The sequence below is a fragment of the Citricoccus sp. K5 genome (assembly GCF_902506195.1).
Classification (GTDB): domain Bacteria; phylum Actinomycetota; class Actinomycetes; order Actinomycetales; family Micrococcaceae; genus Citricoccus.
The window spans coordinates 724,978-743,117 of the sequence record NZ_LR732817.1; the positions used below are offsets into that span (position 1 = coordinate 724,978).

Annotated in this window: 17 protein-coding genes; 14 read left to right on the forward strand and 3 right to left on the reverse strand. The window is 69.5% G+C overall.

Annotation, left to right across the window (positions count from 1 at the left end):
* Positions 1 to 15: 15 nt before the first annotated feature.
* The gene (locus tag BOSE125_RS03130) at positions 16 to 486 is read right to left on the reverse strand and encodes an Lrp/AsnC family transcriptional regulator (RefSeq protein ID WP_201301127.1); all 471 of its coding nucleotides are present in this window, start codon (positions 484 to 486) and stop codon (positions 16 to 18) included.
* Between the two features lie 183 nt (positions 487 to 669).
* On the opposite strand from BOSE125_RS03130, the gene pdhA reads away from it, so the two are divergent.
* Genes pdhA through BOSE125_RS03145 form a run of 3 tightly spaced genes read left to right on the forward strand, consistent with a single transcriptional unit; the run spans position 670 to position 4,269 of the window.
* Complete coding sequence (pdhA, locus tag BOSE125_RS03135; RefSeq protein ID WP_159549796.1) at positions 670 to 1,812, forward strand: pyruvate dehydrogenase (acetyl-transferring) E1 component subunit alpha; 1,143 nt, start codon at positions 670 to 672, stop codon at positions 1,810 to 1,812.
* Positions 1,809 to 2,876 (forward strand): alpha-ketoacid dehydrogenase subunit beta, encoded by a 1,068-nt coding sequence (locus tag BOSE125_RS03140; protein WP_159549799.1) that lies wholly within the window; start codon positions 1,809 to 1,811, stop codon positions 2,874 to 2,876. The genes pdhA and BOSE125_RS03140 overlap by 4 nt, the downstream gene beginning before the upstream one ends.
* 1 nt (position 2,877) lies before the next feature.
* Positions 2,878 to 4,269 carry a dihydrolipoamide acetyltransferase family protein gene (locus BOSE125_RS03145; protein WP_159549802.1) on the forward strand — a complete coding sequence of 464 codons (1,392 nt, stop codon included), beginning with the start codon at positions 2,878 to 2,880 and terminating at the stop codon, positions 4,267 to 4,269.
* A 19-nt stretch (positions 4,270 to 4,288) separates the two neighbouring features.
* Here the strand turns inward: BOSE125_RS03145 and BOSE125_RS03150 are convergent, their stop codons facing one another.
* Both BOSE125_RS03150 and BOSE125_RS03155 read right to left on the reverse strand, forming a co-directional pair.
* Positions 4,289 to 4,753, reverse strand: a complete 465-nt coding sequence (locus BOSE125_RS03150) for a GNAT family N-acetyltransferase (RefSeq protein WP_159549805.1) — start codon at positions 4,751 to 4,753, stop codon at positions 4,289 to 4,291.
* 75 nt (positions 4,754 to 4,828) lie between these two features.
* Positions 4,829 to 5,434 carry a TetR/AcrR family transcriptional regulator gene (locus tag BOSE125_RS03155; RefSeq protein WP_159549808.1) on the reverse strand — a complete coding sequence of 202 codons (606 nt, stop codon included), beginning with the start codon at positions 5,432 to 5,434 and terminating at the stop codon, positions 4,829 to 4,831.
* 177 nt (positions 5,435 to 5,611) lie between these two features.
* On the opposite strand from BOSE125_RS03155, the gene BOSE125_RS03160 reads away from it, so the two are divergent.
* The 11 genes from BOSE125_RS03160 (at position 5,612) to BOSE125_RS03210 (ending at position 18,078) form a co-directional block, all read left to right on the forward strand.
* Positions 5,612 to 6,811, forward strand: a complete 1,200-nt coding sequence (locus tag BOSE125_RS03160) for an acyl-CoA dehydrogenase family protein (protein ID WP_371300567.1) — start codon at positions 5,612 to 5,614, stop codon at positions 6,809 to 6,811.
* A gap of 120 nt (positions 6,812 to 6,931) precedes the next feature.
* Complete coding sequence (locus tag BOSE125_RS03165) at positions 6,932 to 7,372, forward strand: DUF485 domain-containing protein (RefSeq protein WP_236557791.1); 441 nt, start codon at positions 6,932 to 6,934, stop codon at positions 7,370 to 7,372.
* A gap of 11 nt (positions 7,373 to 7,383) precedes the next feature.
* The gene (locus BOSE125_RS03170; RefSeq protein ID WP_371300736.1) at positions 7,384 to 9,006 is read left to right on the forward strand and encodes a cation acetate symporter; all 1,623 of its coding nucleotides are present in this window, start codon (positions 7,384 to 7,386) and stop codon (positions 9,004 to 9,006) included.
* A gap of 123 nt (positions 9,007 to 9,129) precedes the next feature.
* Complete coding sequence (gene dxr, locus BOSE125_RS03175; RefSeq protein ID WP_159549811.1) at positions 9,130 to 10,353, forward strand: 1-deoxy-D-xylulose-5-phosphate reductoisomerase; 1,224 nt, start codon at positions 9,130 to 9,132, stop codon at positions 10,351 to 10,353.
* Positions 10,347 to 11,729, forward strand: coding sequence for an RIP metalloprotease (locus BOSE125_RS03180; protein WP_159549815.1), 1,383 nt, complete (start codon positions 10,347 to 10,349; stop codon positions 11,727 to 11,729). Before dxr ends, BOSE125_RS03180 begins: the two co-directional genes overlap by 7 nt.
* Before the next feature lie 64 nt (positions 11,730 to 11,793).
* Positions 11,794 to 12,108: a YciI family protein gene (locus BOSE125_RS03185; protein ID WP_159549817.1), complete on the forward strand. Its 315-nt coding sequence runs from the start codon at positions 11,794 to 11,796 to the stop codon at positions 12,106 to 12,108.
* Between the two features lie 224 nt (positions 12,109 to 12,332).
* A complete protein-coding gene (locus BOSE125_RS03190; RefSeq protein WP_236557792.1) occupies positions 12,333 to 13,082 on the forward strand; it encodes a hypothetical protein in 750 nt (249 codons plus the stop codon).
* Positions 13,083 to 13,151: 69 nt separating this feature from the next.
* The gene (gene ispG / locus BOSE125_RS03195; protein ID WP_159554632.1) at positions 13,152 to 14,315 is read left to right on the forward strand and encodes a flavodoxin-dependent (E)-4-hydroxy-3-methylbut-2-enyl-diphosphate synthase; all 1,164 of its coding nucleotides are present in this window, start codon (positions 13,152 to 13,154) and stop codon (positions 14,313 to 14,315) included.
* A complete protein-coding gene (locus BOSE125_RS03200) occupies positions 14,269 to 15,201 on the forward strand; it encodes a DUF4081 domain-containing GNAT family N-acetyltransferase (RefSeq protein ID WP_159549819.1) in 933 nt (310 codons plus the stop codon). The genes ispG and BOSE125_RS03200 overlap by 47 nt, the downstream gene beginning before the upstream one ends.
* 140 nt (positions 15,202 to 15,341) lie before the next feature.
* The gene (locus BOSE125_RS03205; protein WP_159549821.1) at positions 15,342 to 16,199 is read left to right on the forward strand and encodes a hypothetical protein; all 858 of its coding nucleotides are present in this window, start codon (positions 15,342 to 15,344) and stop codon (positions 16,197 to 16,199) included.
* Between the two features lie 100 nt (positions 16,200 to 16,299).
* Entirely contained in the window at positions 16,300 to 18,078 is a 1,779-nt protein-coding gene (locus tag BOSE125_RS03210) for a proline--tRNA ligase (RefSeq protein ID WP_159549823.1), read from the forward strand.
* Positions 18,079 to 18,140 lie beyond the last annotated feature (62 nt).

Here is an 18,140-nt window from a genome sequence, read left to right on the forward strand (position 1 = left end):
CCGCTCGAAACGTCTTTAGCCGCTCAGGAGAGACTCGACGAGCGGCACCGTCCGCCAGGCGACCAGCTCGGTCATGGCCAGGGACGTGTCCGCGCGGTCTACCCCGTCGATCTGCAGGATCCGCGAGTGGATCCTGAACAGGTCCTCCGCGTTCCGTGCCGCCACCCGGGCCAGGACATCCGCCGAGCCGGTCAGGCCGTGGGCCTGGACCACTTCGGGAATCCCGCGCAGTGCCGCGGTGATCTCGGTGAGTTGCTGCTGATGGACGTGGATCTGCACGAACGCCGTCAGCGGGTGCCCGAGGGCGTCCATGCTGATCCGACGTTCGAAGGGCAGGAACACCCCCTCGTCTGTGAGCCGGACCAGGCGTGCCTGGACCGTGTTGCGGGACAGGGAAAGGGCCTGGGCGAGGGCCACGGTGGTGGCATCCGGTGTCTTCGAGAGCTCCACGAGGAGCCTCAGGTCGGTGGTGTCCAACGTGCGCATGATGCTCACTTTCCCTGGAGGGTCTCGGGCGGTCTCTGAGCAGGGTGCCCAGTGCGAATAGCGTACCTTGTGCAACCTCCTCCCTGTGACTAGCATCACAGGGAATAGCGGTCGACACCCTGACCGCGTCCACGGCTATGGCACGGCACCTCACCAGGTGCGGGCCTGAACGAGGAGGTCACCATGGGATCCACCAGCCTGATTCCCCCATCAACCGGCATGCCCCACGTCCCCGAACCGGACCTGCTCCAGGTGCTGACCCCGGAGGGCCATCGCCGTCCGGACCATGATCTGGATCCCTGGCTGGATGACGTCACCCCCGCGATGCTGAGGTCCCTGCACCGGGACATGACCCTCATCCGCCGGATCGACACGGAGTGCACGCACCTCCAGCGTCAGGGAGAACTCGCCCTGTGGCCGCCGCTGCTGGGGCAGGAGGCCGCTCAGGCCGGTTCGGCCGTGGCCCTGCAGCAGGACGACTACGTCTTCCCCTCCTACCGCGAGAACGGCGTGGCCTACCTGCGGGGCGTCGATCCGCTGGGCCTGGTCCGTCTGTGGCGTGGTGCAACGTTCGCCGGCTGGAAGCCTCAGGACCACAACTTCGCGGCCCAGCAGATCATCATCGGCGCCCAGGCGCTGCATGCCGTCGGCTACGCCATGGGCATCACCCGGGACGGCGCGGACGCGGCGGCCATCGGCTACTTCGGCGACGGCGCCACCAGCCAGGGCGACGTCAACGAGGCCATGGTGTTCGCCGCCAGCTTCCACGCCCCCGTGGTGTTCTTCTGCCAGAACAACCACTGGGCGATCTCCGAGCCGGTCGGCCTGCAGGCCAAGCGCCACATCGCCGACCGTCCCTGGGGCTTCGGCATCCCCGCGATGCGTGTGGACGGCAACGATGTCCTCGCGGTCATGGCCGCCACCCGACGAGCGCTCGAACGGGCCCGCAACGGCGGCGGACCGACCTTCATCGAGGCGGTGACCTACCGTATGGGACCCCACACCACAGCGGACGATCCGACCCGCTATCGGGACGCGGCCGAGGTGGAGGCCTGGCGCGCCAAGGACCCCATCGACCGACTTGAGAAGCACCTGGCCGAACTGGGGGAGGACGTCGAGGCCCTCACGGCGGACTCCACCGCTGCGGCGGATGCCATGGCCGGGACATTGCGGGCCGGAGTCGCCGACCTGACCGATCCGGAGCCTGCCGAACTCTTCGACCACGTGTACGCGGAGCCGCACCACGAGCTGGAGCGTCAGCGAGAGCACTACCGTCTCTACCTGGAGCAATTCGACGGACCACGGCTGGAAGCGGGTGCGCGATGACGGGCGCCGCCGCCGAGAACCTCACCTTCGGCAAGGCCATCAACGCCGGCCTGCGTGCCGCCCTGGCCGATGACCCCGCCGTCCTGCTCATGGGCGAGGACATCGGCAAGCTCGGGGGAGTCTTCCGCATCACCGACGGCCTGCAGGACGAGTTCGGCGAGGACCGCGTGGTGGACACGCCCCTGGCCGAGTCCGGCATCATGGGCACTGCCGTCGGCCTGGCCTACCGGGGCTACCGTCCCGTCGTGGAGATCCAGTTCGACGGGTTCGTCTATCCCTCCTTCGATCAGATCGTCTCGCAGGTCGCCAAGCTCTACCACCGCACCCACGGGGCCGTGACCATGCCGATCACCATCCGCATCCCCTTTGGCGGCGGCATTGGCTCGCCGGAGCACCACTCGGAGTCGCCGGAGGCCTACTTCGTCCACACGGCCGGGCTGCGGGTCGTCTCCCCCTCCACGCCGCAGGAGGGGTTCGACCTCATCCGCGCGGCCGTCGCCAGCAACGACCCGGTCGTCTACCTGGAGCCGAAGCGCCGCTACCATGACAAGGCTCCCGTGGACCTCTCGGCTCCGCTGCGCCCTCTGGGCCCGGCCGCCCTGGCCGTCGAGGGATCCGACGTCACCCTGGTGACCTATGGTCCGCTGGTGAAGACCTGCCTGCAGGCCGCAGAGGCCGCCGCCGCGGAGGGTGCCTCGCTCGAGGTGATCGACCTGAGGTCGCTGTCCCCGATCGACTTCGGACTCATCGAGTCCTCCGTGCGCAAGACCGGCCGGCTCGTGATCGCCCATGAGGCCTCCCGCACCGGGGGGCTGGGCGCCGAGATCGCGGCCACGGTGACCGAGCGCTGCTTCCACTGGCTGGAGCACCCGCCGGTGCGTGTCACCGGATTCGACATCCCGTACCCGCCGGCCAAACTCGAGCACCATCACGTGCCGGATCTGGACCGCATCCTCGACGGGGTGGACCGGGCCCTGGGCCGCCCCAACTCGCTCGACTCCCTGGACCCCTTCGCGGCACCCGTACCCCTGGGTTCCGCGTCCGACCACACGTCAGGAGCCTGACATGCTCAAGGTCTTCAACCTGCCCGATCTCGGCGAGGGGCTGACCGAGTCCGAGCTTCTGTCCTGGAAGGTCGCGGTCGGTGACACCGTGAAGGTGAACGACGTGCTCGCGGACGTGGAGACGGCCAAAGCGGTCGTGGAGCTGTCCAGTCCCTTCGACGGCACCATCGCCGAACTGCACGGGGAGTCCGGCACCGTCGTCCAGGTCGGAGCACCCATCGTGTCCTTCGACCTGCCCGGAGCGGAACCCGGCAAGACCGACAACACCGCGGTGCCCGACGCCGGCTCCTCCTCCCTGCCGGATGGCCGGGTTCCGACGCTGGTCGGTTACGGCGCGGCGGTGGAGGGGGCCGGGCGCCCCGCCCGCCGCGCCCGGGCAGGGCGGCCCGCGGCGCCCGATCCGGTGCCGGCAGCCCAGCCGTCTGGCTCGCCGTCCTCGATACCGGCGCCGGCGGGGGCCACCGCGACGCTCACGGCCGAGCGCCCGCGCTCCACCCCGCCGGTCCGCAAGCTCGCCCGCGACCTCGGGGTGGACATCGCCCTGCTCACGGGCAGCGGAGCGGGTGGAGTGGTGACCCGCGAGGATGTCACGGCGGCCGCGGACGATGCGCGGCCGGCGTCGGGCAGTCCGTCCGGGACGGATACCCTGACCGAGGCCGCGGCCGGTGGAGTCCGCACCCTCGGGGGCCGGCCCCGCACGGAGGAGGAGCCGATCCGCTCCGTCCGCAAGGCCACCGCTGCCGCCATGACGTCCAGCGCGTTCACCGCTCCGCATGTGACGGAGTTCCTGACCGTGGACGTCACCGAATCCATGGAGTTGTTGCAGGAGGTGAGGCAGCGGCGGGACTTCCGCGAGTTGAAGCTCACCCCGCTCACCCTGGTGGCCCGGGCCGCCTGCCTGGCGCTGGAGCGCACGCCCGAACTCAACGCCCGGTGGGACGGGGACGGTGGGCGGATCATCCGGCAGAACTACGTCAACCTGGGCATCGCCGCGGCCACCCCGCGCGGACTCATGGTGCCGAACCTCAAGGACGCCCAGGCCGCAGACCTGCGCTCGCTGGCGATCAGGCTGGCCGAACTGACGGCGGTGGCGCGGGAGGGGAAGCTGACGCCCGAGCAGCTCTCCGGGGGTACCTTCACCCTGACCAACGTGGGGGTCTTCGGGGTCGATGCCGGCACCCCCATCATCAATCCGGGGGAGGCGGGCATCCTGGCCATCGGCCAGGTCCGGCGGATGCCGTGGGAGTACCGGGACGAGATCGCGCTGCGCCAGGTGATGACGCTGTCCCTGTCCTTCGACCACCGGCTGGTGGACGGCGAGCAGGGCTCGCGGTTCCTGGCGGACGTCGGCGCGGTTCTGGCCCGCCCGGGCATGGCCCTGGCGCTGTTCTAAGGCCGATCAGCCGAGGTGGTCAGCCGAGCTGCATGATGAGCTCGGTGACCACCTCGGACCGTGCGTTGGAGAAGTTCTTGTCCTCGCCCACCACGGAGAAGCCGCGGCGGGTGAGAATCTTCTGCGAACCGATGTTGTCCGCCGGCACGTGCGCGCGCAGGGGACGGTCCGTGAAGGCCTCCAGCAGGGCATCCACCGCGGAGGTGGTGATGCCCTGGCCCCAATACTCACGGGCGGTCCAGAAGGAGAGTTCCGGCTCCTCGCCGATGCCGGAGACGACGACGGCCCCGGCGACCTGGCCGTCCTGCTCGATCGTCCGGACTTTCGTGGTGGGGTCCTCGAGCAACCGGGACCAGTGGTAGTCGAACACGCCGCGGTCCTGGGGACTGCGCGGGGCGAAGGCGGCCATCAGGTTGGCCTCGGGATCCTGCTGGTGCTCAAAGAAGTAGTCCAGGTCCTCGGACCGGACTTCACGAAGTTGCACGGAAATGGTGACCTCCTCGTCACGGGGTGGGGCCTGAACCACGGTGGCCCTCGCTCTCACACTGTACGCGGAATACTAGCGGGCCTCGGATCCCGCCAGCAGCGCGGACAGGGCCATCCCCTCCAACAGGGTGCGCCGTCCTCGCTGCTCGGAGGGTGAGCGGCGGACCGAATGCGGGGTGGAGTTCACGAGCCCGAGGGCCGCCTGGGTGCGGAAGACCGCGGTGCCATGGTCCTCGTCCGGGTGCAGCAACCGCAGTTGGCCCGCCCAGACCTCGATGTAGTCCCGCTGGAGCCGGACCACCTCGGCGCGCACGTCCGGCTCGAGATGGCGCATCTCCCTTCCCTGAACGGCGATCACGTCGCGGTGGGAGAGGGCGAAGTCCGTCTGGAAGCGCACGAGGCCGGTCAGGGCATCTCGTGCTCCGTCCTCGGCGCCGGCCACTCGGTGGGCGCCGTCCAGCAGGTCCTGGCTGACCTGGAGCAGCAGCTCGCCGAGGACGGCGGTCTTGCCGGGGAAGTGCCGGTACACCGCCGGGCCGCTGACACCGCAGGCCGCGCCCAGGTCCTCCAATCGGACCGACGTGAAGCCCCGGTCGGCGAACAGCCGGGCGGCGGCCTCCAGCAGGGATTGCCGGCGATCGGCCTTGGCGGTGGCACGAGCGGTCTGTTCGGAGGTCATGGCGTCCTGGCGATGTCGGTGGGCTGAGCCGGAGGCGGTTGCGAGGCGGGCTCGGGGGCTGATTCGGGGCGGTGCTGGTGGGGGCCGGGCGGTCCGGTGGTGGACAGCGAGCGCCCAGGGTGTCTACGATCACACCATTGTTTCAGTTAATCACGATTTACTCAGATGGGACACGCCATGAGCACCACCCAGCATTCTGCCGGTCTGGCCGGACCTGAACTCGACGAGGACTACCGGGACCTGGTCGGCACCGTCCGGGAATTCGCCGACGAGGTGGTGGCACCGGTCTCCGCCGGCCTGGATGCCCGCCATGAGTTCCCCTACGAGATCGTGCGCCAGATGGGGGAGATGGGTCTGTTCGGCCTGCCGTTCCCGGAGGAGTACGGCGGCATGGGTGGCGATTACTTCGCGCTGGCGCTGGCCCTCGAGGAGCTGGGACGGGTGAATCAGTCCGTCGCCATCACCCTGGAAGCCGGGGTGTCCCTGGGGGCCATGCCGGTCTACCGCTTCGGCACGGAGGAGCAGAAGAACACGTGGCTTCCGGATCTCGTCACGGCCCGTGCCCTGGCCGGCTTCGGGCTGACCGAGCCCAACGGCGGGTCGGACGCCGGGGGGACCCAGACCACGGCGACCCTGGCCGACGGCACCTGGACCGTGAACGGGGCCAAGGAGTTCATCACCAACTCCGGCACGGACATCACCCGCCTCGTCACCGTCACGGCCGTGACCGGCATCAACGAGGGGAAGAAGGGGCCGGGCGGCAGTCCGGGCAAGGAGATCTCCACCCTCCTGGTGCCCTCCGGCACGCCCGGGTTCACCGTGGGCGGGGCCTACGACAAGATGGGCTGGAACTCCTCGGACACCCACCCGCTGTTCTTCGACGGCGCCCAGGTGCCGGAGGCGAACCTCCTGGGCGAGCGGGGCCGTGGCTACGCCAACTTCCTCTCGATCCTGGACGAGGGGCGCATCGCCATCGCCGCCCTGTCCACGGGGGCGGCCCAGGGATGCGTGGATGAATCGATCGCCTATGCGAAGACCCGGACCGCCTTCGGCCAGGCCATCGGCAAGAACCAGGCCGTGTCCTTCAAGATCGCCCGGATGCAGGCGCGCGCCCACTCGGCTCGGTTGGCGTACTACGAGGCGGCGGCCAAGATGCTGGCGGGCAAGCCGTTCAAGACGGAGGCGGCCATCGCCAAGCTGGTCGCCGGAGAGGCGGCCATGGATAATGCGCGGGATGCCACGCAGGTGTTCGGTGGTTACGGGTTCATGAACGAGTCCCTGGTGGCGCGCCACTACCGTGACTCGAAGATCCTGGAGATCGGTGAGGGCACCACCGAGGTCCAGCTCATGCTGATCGCGCGCTCACTCGGGCTCTGACCTCGCGCGACACCGAGGCTGGGATTTACTCGAATGGCTGTGATCTGGATCACCGAACGCTTAGGATGGCCGAGTCATACTCGCCGGTAGCCTGCGGGCACCACACTGACTGGGGGATACGTGTCTTCAACACCACACCCGGACCTGGCCGACAACGGCCATGTCGATTTTCGCGCCGTTCAAGCCACGCCACAGTTCCAGGAGTTGCGGAAGACCCACCGCAGCTTCGTCTTCCCGTGGACCGTGGTCTTCATCGTCTGGTACTTCCTGTACGTCATCCTCGCGGCCTACGCCCCAGAGTTCATGTCCATCAAGGTCCTCGGCAACATCAACCTGGGACTGGTGATCGGACTCCTGCAATTCGTCTCGACCTTCGTCATCACCGGGCTCTATGTGGCCTTCTCCAACAAGAAGCTGGATCCCAAGTCCACGGCCATCCGCGAGGAGCTCGAGGCCCTGGACCCGAGCATCGCCAACCAGAGCCTCTCCGGTTCCGGTGTACTGACCGATGAGCCGACCGATGAGCCGACCGATGAGCCGACCGATGGAGGTCAGAAGTGAACACCCTCTCCCTGCCGACCCCCGTCCTGACGGCCAGCGCCGAGGGCACCAACGTCGGCGAGCCGTGGCTGAACATCCTGATCTTCGGCCTCTTCGTCGCGATCACCCTCATCATCGTCCTGCGGGCCTCCAAGAACACCAAGACCGCGGCCGACTACTACGCCGGCGGCCGGTCCTTCACCGGCACCCAGAACGGCACCGCGATCGCCGGCGACTACCTCTCGGCCGCGTCCTTCCTCGGCATCGTGGGAGCCATCGCCATCAACGGCTATGACGGCTTCCTCTACTCGATCGGTTTCCTCGTGGCGTGGCTCGTGGCCTTGCTTCTGGTGGCCGAACTGCTGCGCAACACCGGCAAGTTCACCATGGCGGACGTGCTGTCCTTCCGCCTCCAGCAACGGCCGGTCCGCATCGCGGCGGCGCTCGCCACCCTGATGGTCTGCCTCTTCTACCTGCTGGCCCAGATGGCCGGAGCCGGAGCGCTCGTCTCCCTGCTGCTGGGCATCGACGAGCGGCTGGGCCAGTCCGTGGTCATCGCTATCGTGGGCGCGCTGATGATCGTCTACGTGCTGGTGGGCGGCATGAAGGGCACCACGTGGGTCCAGATCATCAAGGCCTGCCTGCTGATCGCCGGTGCCTTCATCATGACCATCTGGGTCCTGGCCCTGTTCGGCTTCAACTTCTCCGCCCTGCTCGGTGCGGCCGTGGAGCTCAGCCCGGAGGGTGAGGCCATCCTCGACCCGGGCCTGCAGTACGGCATCAGCGAGGTCACCAAGCTCGACTTCCTGTCCCTGGGCCTGGCCCTCGTGCTCGGCACCGCCGGCCTGCCCCATGTGCTGATGCGCTTCTACACGGTGCCGACCGCCAAGGAGGCCCGCAAGTCCGTGGTCTGGGCCATCGTGCTGATCGGCGCCTTCTACCTGTTCACCCTGGTGCTGGGCTACGGCGCCGGCGCCCTCATCGGCCCGGAGCGGATCGAGAACGCGCCGGGCGGCGTCAACTCGGCGGCACCGCTGCTGGCGTTCGAACTCGGCGGACCGCTGTTGCTGGGTCTGATCTCGGCCGTTGCCTTCGCGACCATCCTGGCGGTGGTGGCCGGCCTGACGATCACTGCCGCCGCGTCGTTCGCGCACGACATCTACGCGAACGTCCTGGCCAAGGGCAGGACCAGTCCGGAGAAGGAGGTCAAGATCGCCCGCCGCACCGTGGTGGTCATCGGCATCCTGGCGATCATCGGCGGCATCGGCGCCCAGGGCCAGAACGTGGCCTTCCTGGTGGCACTCGCCTTCGCCGTCGCCGCGTCCGCCAACCTGCCCACCATCCTGTACTCGCTGTTCTGGAAGGGCTTCACCACCCAGGGCGCCCTGTGGTCGATGTACGGCGGCCTGGGTGCCGCGATCCTGCTGATCGTCTTCTCCCCGGTGATGTCCGGCACCGAGACGTCCATGATCGTCGGCGCGGACTTCGCCTGGTTCCCGCTGAAGAACCCCGGCATCGTCTCCATCCCACTCGCCTTCCTCCTCGGATTCATCGGCTCCAAGCTGGACAAGCGCACCGAGAACCCGGAGAAGCAGGCCGAGATGGAGGTGCGTTCCCTGACCGGCATCGGCGCCGAGAAGGCGGTGGACCACTGACCCCACGACCGATCAGACACCGTGCGGGCCAGGAGAACGCGTTCTCCTGGCCCGCACGGTGCTGTCCGGCTCCGGGGGAACGGATGGCAGGGACCTCCCAGTTCGTCCGGCCATAATGGACCGGTGACTTCCGAACCGCTGTACCTGCCCGACGCCGGCCCCACGCGCATTCGCCGGGTCACCCTGATCGGTTCCACCGGCTCGATCGGCACCCAGGGACTCGAGGTCATCGCCTCGGCTCCGGAGCGCTTCACGGTCGCCGGGCTGTCCGGCGGATCCAACACCGCCCTCCTGGCCCGCCAGGCCGTGGCCACCGGCGCCGGCGCGGTCGGCAGTGCCACCGCCACCACGGGCGAACTCGCCGAGGCCATCGCCGCCGCGGCCCAGCAGGCCGGGGTGCCCACGCCCTCCCCGGAGTTGTTCTCCGGGCCCACCGCGGCGGCCGAGGTCGCCGCCTGGGAGGGCGCCGACGTCGTGCTCAATGGGATCACCGGGTCCATCGGCCTGGCCCCCACGCTCGCGGCGCTGCAGGCCGGCCACCTGCTCGCGCTGGCCAACAAGGAATCACTCATCGTCGGCGGGGCCCTCGTCAAGCAGGCCGCCGCTCCGGGTCAGCTCATCCCGGTCGACTCCGAGCACTCCGCCCTGGCCCAGGCCCTGCGTTCCGGGACCGCCGAGGAGGTCCGGCGCCTGGTGGTCACCGCCTCCGGCGGACCGTTCCGTGGCCGGACCCGGGACCAGCTCGCCGGGGTCACCCCGGCCGAGGCCCTGGCGCACCCCACCTGGGACATGGGCAAGGTGGTCACCACCAACTCGGCCTCCATGGTGAACAAGGCCCTCGAGGTGATCGAGGCCCACCTGCTCTTCGATCTTCCGCTGGACCGGATCGACGTGGTCGTCCACCCGCAGTCGATCGTCCACTCGATGGTCGAGTTCACCGACGGCTCCACGATCGCCCAGGCCTCCCCGCCGGACATGCGCCTGCCCATCGCCCTCGGCATCGGATGGCCCCACCGTGTGCCCGGCTCCGCCCCCGGCCTGGACTGGTCGCGGGCCGCGAAGTGGACCTTCGAACCGTTGGACGAGGACGCCTTCCCCGCGGTGCGGCTCGCCAAGCAGGCGGCCGGCGCCTCCACCACGCACATGGCCGTCTACAACGCCGCGAACGAGGAGGCCGTGGAGGCCTTCCACACCGGCCGGATCGGGTTCACCGAGATCGTGGACACCGTTCACGCCGTCGTGGAGGACTATGACCCGGACGTCGTACTGGCCGGCCGGGACCTGAGCGTCGAGGCGCTCGCGGCCGCCGAACACTGGGCCCGCACTGCAGCACAGGCGCGGTGGTGACGGTGGAGATCGTCTGGTTCATCGTCGGCGTCCTCGCCGTGGCCGTCGGCATCGCCCTGTCGATCGCCCTGCATGAGGTCGGTCACCTGGTGCCCGCCAAGCTCTTCGGCGTCCGCGTCACGCAGTACATGGTCGGCTTCGGCCCCACCGTGTTCTCCCGCAAGAGGGGGGAGACCGAGTACGGGGTGAAGGCCATCCCGCTGGGCGGCTACGTCTCCATGGTCGGGATGTACCCGCCGGAGCACCCCGAACAGGGCGAACGGCCGCGCAGTGCCAGCACCGGCCTGTTCCAGCAGATGGCCTCCGACGCCCGTCAGATGTCTGCCGAGGAACTGCAGCCGGGGGACGAGAAGCGCACGTTCATCTCGCTGCCGGTGTGGAAGCGCATCGTCATCATGCTCGGCGGGCCGTTCATGAACCTCGTCATCGCGTTCGCCCTGACCGCCATCCTCGTGACCACCACGGGCGTGGCCACCGCCACGACCACCGTCTCCGAGGTGTTCAAGTGCGTGCTCCCGGCCGCCGTCCAGCAGGAGCGGGCCGCCGCCGGCGAAGCAGCCGGGCAGGACGGCACGGAGGCCTGCCGGCCCGGGGATCCGGCGGCGCCGGCCTTCGAGGCAGGGCTGGAGCCAGGGGACACCATCACCGCCTTCAACGGACGCCCGGTGGACGACTGGGACGAGCTGTCCTCAGCCATCCGCGAGCGGGCCGGTGAGCCCACGGCCATCACCTGGCAGCGCGACGGTGCCGAACAGTCCGGGACCATCACCCCGAAGCTCACCGAGCGGCCGGTCGCCGATTCCAGCGGCCGCGCACAGACCAACCCGGACGGCAGCACCCAGACGGAGGACGTCGGCTTCGTCGGCATGGGCTCCGAGGTCCAGAACGTGCCGCAGTCGATCACCGAGACCTTCCCGGTGATGGGGCAGCAGCTGAAGGCGACCGCCGACGTGGTGGTGGTGCTGCCCGTGAAGCTCTGGGAGACGGCCGTCGCCGTCTTCGGCCCGGAGGAGCGCGATCCCAACGGGCCGATGTCCGTGGTGGGTGTGGGTCGCATCGCCGGTGAGGCCGCCGCCCTGGAAGACGTGCCGCTGGCGGACAAGGCCTCCCTGCTGCTCTCCCTGGTGGGCGGTGTCAACGTGGCTCTGATGGTGTTCAACCTCATCCCCCTGCTGCCCCTGGATGGCGGTCACGTGGCCGGGGCGCTGTGGGAGGCCCTCCGCCGCGGGTGGGCCAAGCTGACCCGGCGCCGGGATCCCGGGGTCTTCGACATCGCCAAGCTCCTGCCGTTGACCTACGTGGTCGGGATCGCGCTCCTCGGCATGGGCCTGCTGCTGATCGTGGCGGACATCGTGGATCCCATCCGCATCTTCTAGTCGGAGCGGACGGACCGAGGTGTCGCGCAACCCCTGGGCCAGAGAGGTGTCCTACGCTGGCCCCATGGCCGAACCACAGAAGATCTTCGCCGTCCAGTACAACTACGTCCCCGGGCTGGGTGACCAGCGCGACGTGCACCGCGCCGCCCACCGTGAGTTCCTGGGCTCCCTGGGCACCGCCATGGTGGCCGCGGGCGCCTACGTGGACGATCCGACGGCGGCCCTGCTGCTCGTCAAGTCCGATGCGGCTGAAAGCGTCCGGGACCTGCTCGCCGGGGATCCCTTCCAGCAGCACGGTCTGATCTCCTCCACCGATGTCCACGAATGGTCGTGCGCGGTCGGTGACCAGGCGGCCGCCATCCGCGGGAACGGGGCCTGAGTATCGAACGCCGCCGCGTCCTGACGTCCCTGGCCGGACTCACTGCCGCCGGTGCTGTCACGGCCCTGACCGCCTGCACCCCCAGCCCGCAACCGGGCGCCGGTGGGCCGACAGGCTCGGGTTCGGCGCCGCCGTCGGGCACTCCGACCCCGAGCCCTACGCCCACGCCCACCCCCACCCCGGAGCTTCCCGGCGGGGGGACCACCCTGTTCCCGGGCCGCCGCATGGTGGCGCTGTACGGCACGCCCGGCACCGGCTCCCTGGGCATGCTGGGTGAACAGGATGTGGACGAGGCCCTGGAGCGGGCCGCCGCCCTGGCCGCGGACTATCAGCCCTTCAGCGAGGAACCGGTGATCCCGGCCTTCGAGATCATCTCCACCGTGGCGACCTCGTCCCCGGGGCCCACGGGGGACTACACCTCCTACGTGGACCGGGACCAGCTGGCCGAGTGGGTCGAGGCCGCCGGAAAGGCGGACACCTACGTGGTCCTGGACCTGCAACCGGGAACCCAGGACTTCACCACCCAGGCGCAGGCCTTCGAGGAACTGCTGCTGCACCCGCACGTGGGACTGGCGCTGGACCCGGAATGGCGGCTGCAGCCCGGACAGCGGCACATGGAGCAGATCGGGCAGGTCTCCGCCGCGGAGGTCAATGAGACCACCGCCTGGCTGGCGGAGCTCGTGGCCGAGCACGATCTGCCCGAGAAGCTCGTGATCCTGCACCAGTTCCAGGCACGGATGATCCCGGACCGTCAGGACGTGGAGGCCCGGGACGGGCTGGTGCTCATGGTGCACGCGGACGGCAACGGGTCCGCGGAACAAAAACAGGAGACGTGGCGTTCGCTGAAGAAGGACCTGCCGTCCGGGATGCGCCTGGGGTGGAAGAACTTCATCGACGAGGACTCGCCGACCTTCACCCCGGAACGCACCATGACGGAGGTCTCACCCCAGCCCTGGTTCGTCTCGTACCAGTAGACTGGGGCGAACGGAACCCCCGTACCCCGATCAGCCCCACAGGAGTTGTCAGTGCCCGTCAGTCTTGGCATGCCCGCCGCACCACCGCCCGTCCTGGCACCTCGCCGCAAGACGAGGCAGTTGCAGGTGGGACGAGTGGGTGTGGGCTCCGATCACCAGGTCTCGGTCCAGACGATGACCACCACGAAGACGCATGACATCGGCGCCACGCTTCAGCAGATCGCCGAGCTCACTGCGGCCGGCTGTGACATCGTCCGGGTGGCCTGCCCCACGGACAAGGACGCCGAGGCGCTCAAGGTGATCGCGCAGCAGTCCACCATCCCGGTGATCGCGGACATCCACTTCCAGCCGAAGTACGTGTTCGCCGCGATCGAGGCCGGTTGTGGTGCGGTGCGCGTGAACCCGGGCAACATCCGGAAGTTCGACGACCAGGTCAAGGAGATCGCCCAGGCCGCCTCGGACCACGGCACCTCCATCCGGATCGGCGTCAACGCTGGTTCGCTGCATCCCGACCTGCTCAAGAAGTACGGCAAGGCCACCCCGGAGGCGCTCGTCGAGTCCGCGGTGTGGGAGGCCTCCCTGTTCGAGGAGCACGGCTTCCGCGACTTCAAGATCTCCGTCAAGCACAACGACCCGGTGATCATGGCCCGCGCCTACGAACTGCTGGCCGAGCAGGGCGACTGGCCGCTGCACCTCGGCGTCACCGAGGCCGGGCCCGCCTTCCAGGGCACCATCAAGTCCGCCAGCGCCTTCGGTTATCTCCTCGGCAAGGGCATCGGTGACACGATTCGCGTCTCCCTGTCCGCCCCTCCGGTCGAGGAGGTCAAGGTCGGGCTGCAGATCCTGCAGTCCCTGAACCTGCGCGAGCGCCGCTTGGACATCGTCTCCTGCCCCTCCTGCGGCCGTGCCCAGGTGGACGTGTACTCCCTGGCCGAAGAGGTCACCGAGGGCCTGAAGGACCTCACGGTCCCGCTGCGCGTGGCCGTCATGGGCTGCGTGGTCAATGGGCCCGGGGAGGCCCGCGAGGCCGATCTCGGCGTGGCCTCCGGCAACGGCAAGGGCCAGATCTTCATCAAGGGCGAGGTCGTCAAGACGGTGCCGGAGGACGAGATCGTCGAGACGCTGCTGTTCGAGGCCCGTCGGATCGCGGCCGAGTCCGGCCTGGATGAAAGCAGCGAGGGTACTGATGGTCAGAATCCTGTCCAGGGCCCGCCCGTGGTCTCCGTCTCCTGACGACGCCGTCCGCCGGGCCACCGGCGGGGCCGTCCGGGTCCTGAACCACTCCGACACCACGGCCCTCACGGCCCTGGCCGCCGCCGACCCGGTGGCGAATTGCTTCGTGGAGTCCATCCTCGAGAAGGGTCGCGACGCCACGCCGGCCCACTCCGGGGGGCCCCTCTTCCTCGGCATCTTCACCCAGGCGACTCCCATGACCGCCGGATGCCCGGCCGAGTTGGAGGCCGCCTGCTGGGTGGGTGCCAATGTGGTTCCCATCGGCGCGACCGCCGAGGCCGGTGCCCTGTTCGGGGTGGCGCTGACCGCCCTGCACCGCCGCTTCGCCTCCGTGTATGGCCCCCGCGAGGCGGTGCTGCCGCTCTGGGACGAGCTGTCCCGGGGACCGCAACGGGCCCGCCAGATCCGGGACGACCAGCCGCTCATGGTCCTGCGCGGCCGCCCGGCGGTGGAGCCCTCGCCCCACGTCCGTCCGGCCCGCACCGAGGAGTTCCCCGTGGTGCTGCCCGCCTGCGTGGCGATGTTCGAGGAGGAACTCGGGTTCTCGCCCCTGCAGAACGGCGCGGTGCAGTACCGGTTGCGGGTGGAGGACCTGATCCGCAACGGATGGTCGCTGGTGGATCTCGACGACGCCGGCCGGGTCCGCTTCAAAGCCGATCTCGGCGTGGTCTCCGCCAGCTGCACGCAGATCCAGGGTGTGTGGGTGGAGCCGGGCCAGCGCGGACAGGGTCTGGCCGCACCGTCCGTGGCCGCCGTGACGGAGTACGCCCGGCAGACGGCACCCCTGGTGAGTCTCTACGTCAACAGCTTCAACACCGCCGCCCTGCGCACCTACCGCACCGTGGGGTTCGAACAGGTCGGCACCTTCGCCACCGTCCTGTTGTAGGCCCCTTGTTGTGGGTCCCGCGATCCTGTGCCCCGGACCTGAGCGCTTGACCTATGCTTTTCCTAGCTCCTGTCCGTCCGACCAGCCCGTACGGCCCGGCGTTGACGGAGCCACCAGCACCAGCTATGAGGGGACAGGACATGAACCGCCAGCACACCCGATTCCGTGCCATGACTCTGCCGGCGACCGTGGGCATCGGACTGCTCACCCTCTCCCTGGCCGCCTGTGGCGGCTCCGGGAACGAGGGAGAGTCCAGCGCTCCGGCCAGCAGCGACGCCGCGAGCGAGGCCAGCGTGTCCGCCTCGCCGTCGGCCACCGAGGACGCCACAGCCGGTGCCTCCACCACCGCGTCCCCGGACGCGTCGTCCAGTGACGACGCGGCGGCCGCCGGCGACGTCGAGGCAGCCCTGAAGGCCGTGCTCGGTGAGGGCACCCAGATCGTGACCGGCTCCCAGCTCGAGGAACTGCAGCAGTCCAGCCAGGGCTTGACCGAGGGCATCACCATCACTCCGGCCGAATGCGGTCCGGAGGGACAAGACGCGGCCACCGGTGAGCTGCCGGAGGGTACGGAACTGACCGGCGGCGTGGTGGTGGAGACCACCGAGGCCGGCGGGGCCAACTCGGACATGCTCAGCGTGTCCGTGTACCCGGATGCCGCCGCGGCCACTGAGGGCATGGCCGCCTTCGAGGAGTTCGCCGCGGCCTGCCCGAGCTACTCCCTGGAGATGGGCGAGGGCCTCAACGCCGAGGCGACCATGACGGTGGAGGACGTCGAGGCCGAGGGGGACGCCGCCCTGGCCATCACCATCGGCACCACCGTAGACATCGAAGGAGCCTCGCTGCCCGCCGGGGCCGGCAACAGCACCTCCACCACCGTGTACGTCCAGGACGGCGAGCGGCTGATCAGCTACGCCGGGACAGCGGCCGGCGGGGAGCCGAAGACCGCCGCCGAGGGCGTGGAGCTCATCGACGCCCTGCGCGCCGAGCTCGGCGGCTGATCCCACCCCAGCTTCATCCAGACGGCCTGTCCGTCCAGCAGTCCGTCCGCACCACCCCGGCAGCACCACAGCCATCCAGACACCACCGATTGGAGCCACCGTGCCCCTGCGCATGTCCACCCTGTTCCTCCGCACCCTGCGTGACGACCCGGCCGACGCCGAGGTGGCCAGCCACAGGCTGCTCGTCCGCGCCGGGTACATCCGGCGTTCCGGCCCGGGGGCCTACACGTGGCTGCCGCTGGGACTGCGGGTGAAGAACCGGGTCGAGCAGATCGTGCGCGAGGAGATGGACGCGATCGGCGGTCAGGAGGTCCAGTTCCCGGCGCTGCTGCCCAAGGAGCCCTACGAGGCCACCGGCCGCTGGGAGGAGTACGGGGACGCGCTGTTCCGCGTCCAGGACCGCAAGGGGGCGGACTTCCTGCTGGCCCCCACCCACGAGGAGATGTTCACCCTCCTGGTCAAGGACCACTACTCGTCCTACAAGGACCTGCCGGCGTACCTGTACCAGATCCAGACCAAGTTCCGGGATGAGGCACGGCCCCGGGCCGGCCTGCTGCGCGTGCGCGAGTTCATCATGAAGGACTCCTACTCCTTCACCGTGGACGAGGCAGGCCTGGACCAGGCCTACGCCGACCACCGCGGTGCCTACCTGAGAATCTTCGACCGCCTGGGCCTGGACGTCGTCCCCGTCCAGGCCCAGGCCGGGGCCATGGGCGGCTCGCGCTCCGAGGAGTTCCTGCACCCCTCGCCGATCGGTGAGGACACCTTCGTGGAGTCCGACGCCGGCTTCCGCGCCAACGTCGAGGCCGTCACCACCGTGCCCCCCGCGCCGTTAGACGAGGCGGCCCTCGCCGGCCTGCCGCCGGCCCAGGTGCGGGACACCCCCGACTCCACGACGATCGCCACCTTGGTGGACGTCTCCAACCAGTTGATGCCCCGTGAGGGGCGCGCCTGGGAAGCCGCGGACACCCTCAAATGCGTCGTGCTCACGGCCGTGCTGGACGGGAACGAGCGCCGACAGTTCATCGTGGCCGTTCCCGGCGACAGGGATGTGGATCTCAAACGCCTGGAGGCCGGCATCGGCGAGCTGCTCGAGGTGGCCGGGGAGCCCGGTGTCGAGCAGGCCACCGAGGCGGACCTCGCCCGGCATCCGTCCCTGGTCAAGGGCTACATCGGCCCCAACAACGAATCCGGCCTGCCGTTCTTCGTGGACCCGCGCATCGTCACCGGCACCGCCTGGATCACCGGCGCCAACGCCCTGCAGCAGCATGTCTTCGGGCTGGTGGCCGGGCGTGACTTCCAGTGGGACGGCGTCATCGAGGCCACCGAGGTCCGGGACGGCGATCCGGCCCCGGACGGCTCCGGCCCCCTGCACACCCGCCGCGGCATCGAGATGGGACATATCTTCCAGCTCGGCCGCAAGTATGCCGAGGCCCTCGACCTCAAGGTCCTGGACCAGAACGGCAAGCAGGTCGTGGTGACCATGGGTTCGTACGGCATCGGCGTCACCCGCGCCGTCGCCGCCCTGGCCGAGTCCCACCACGATGAGAAGGGGCTGGCGTGGCCGCGCGCCATCGCTCCCGCGGACGTGCACGTGGTGGCCACCGGCAAGGGTGAGGAGATCTTCGCCGTCGCCGAGCAGCTCGTCGTCGACCTCGAAGCCCAGGGTCTGACTGTGCTCTATGACGACCGCAAGAAGGTCTCGGCCGGCGTGAAGTTCTCGGACGTCGAGCTCATCGGCATCCCCACCTCCGTGGTCGTCGGCCGCGGCCTCGCCGACGGCGTGGTCGAGGTCAAGGACCGGGCCACGGGCGAGGCGCAGTCTGTGGAGGTCTCCGGCGCCGCCGCCGTGATCGCCGGCCTCGTCCGCTCCGCCTAGGCCTTCGGCAGCGTGGAGGCACGGCCGTGCTGACCGGTCTGGAGGACATCACCGCGGCGACC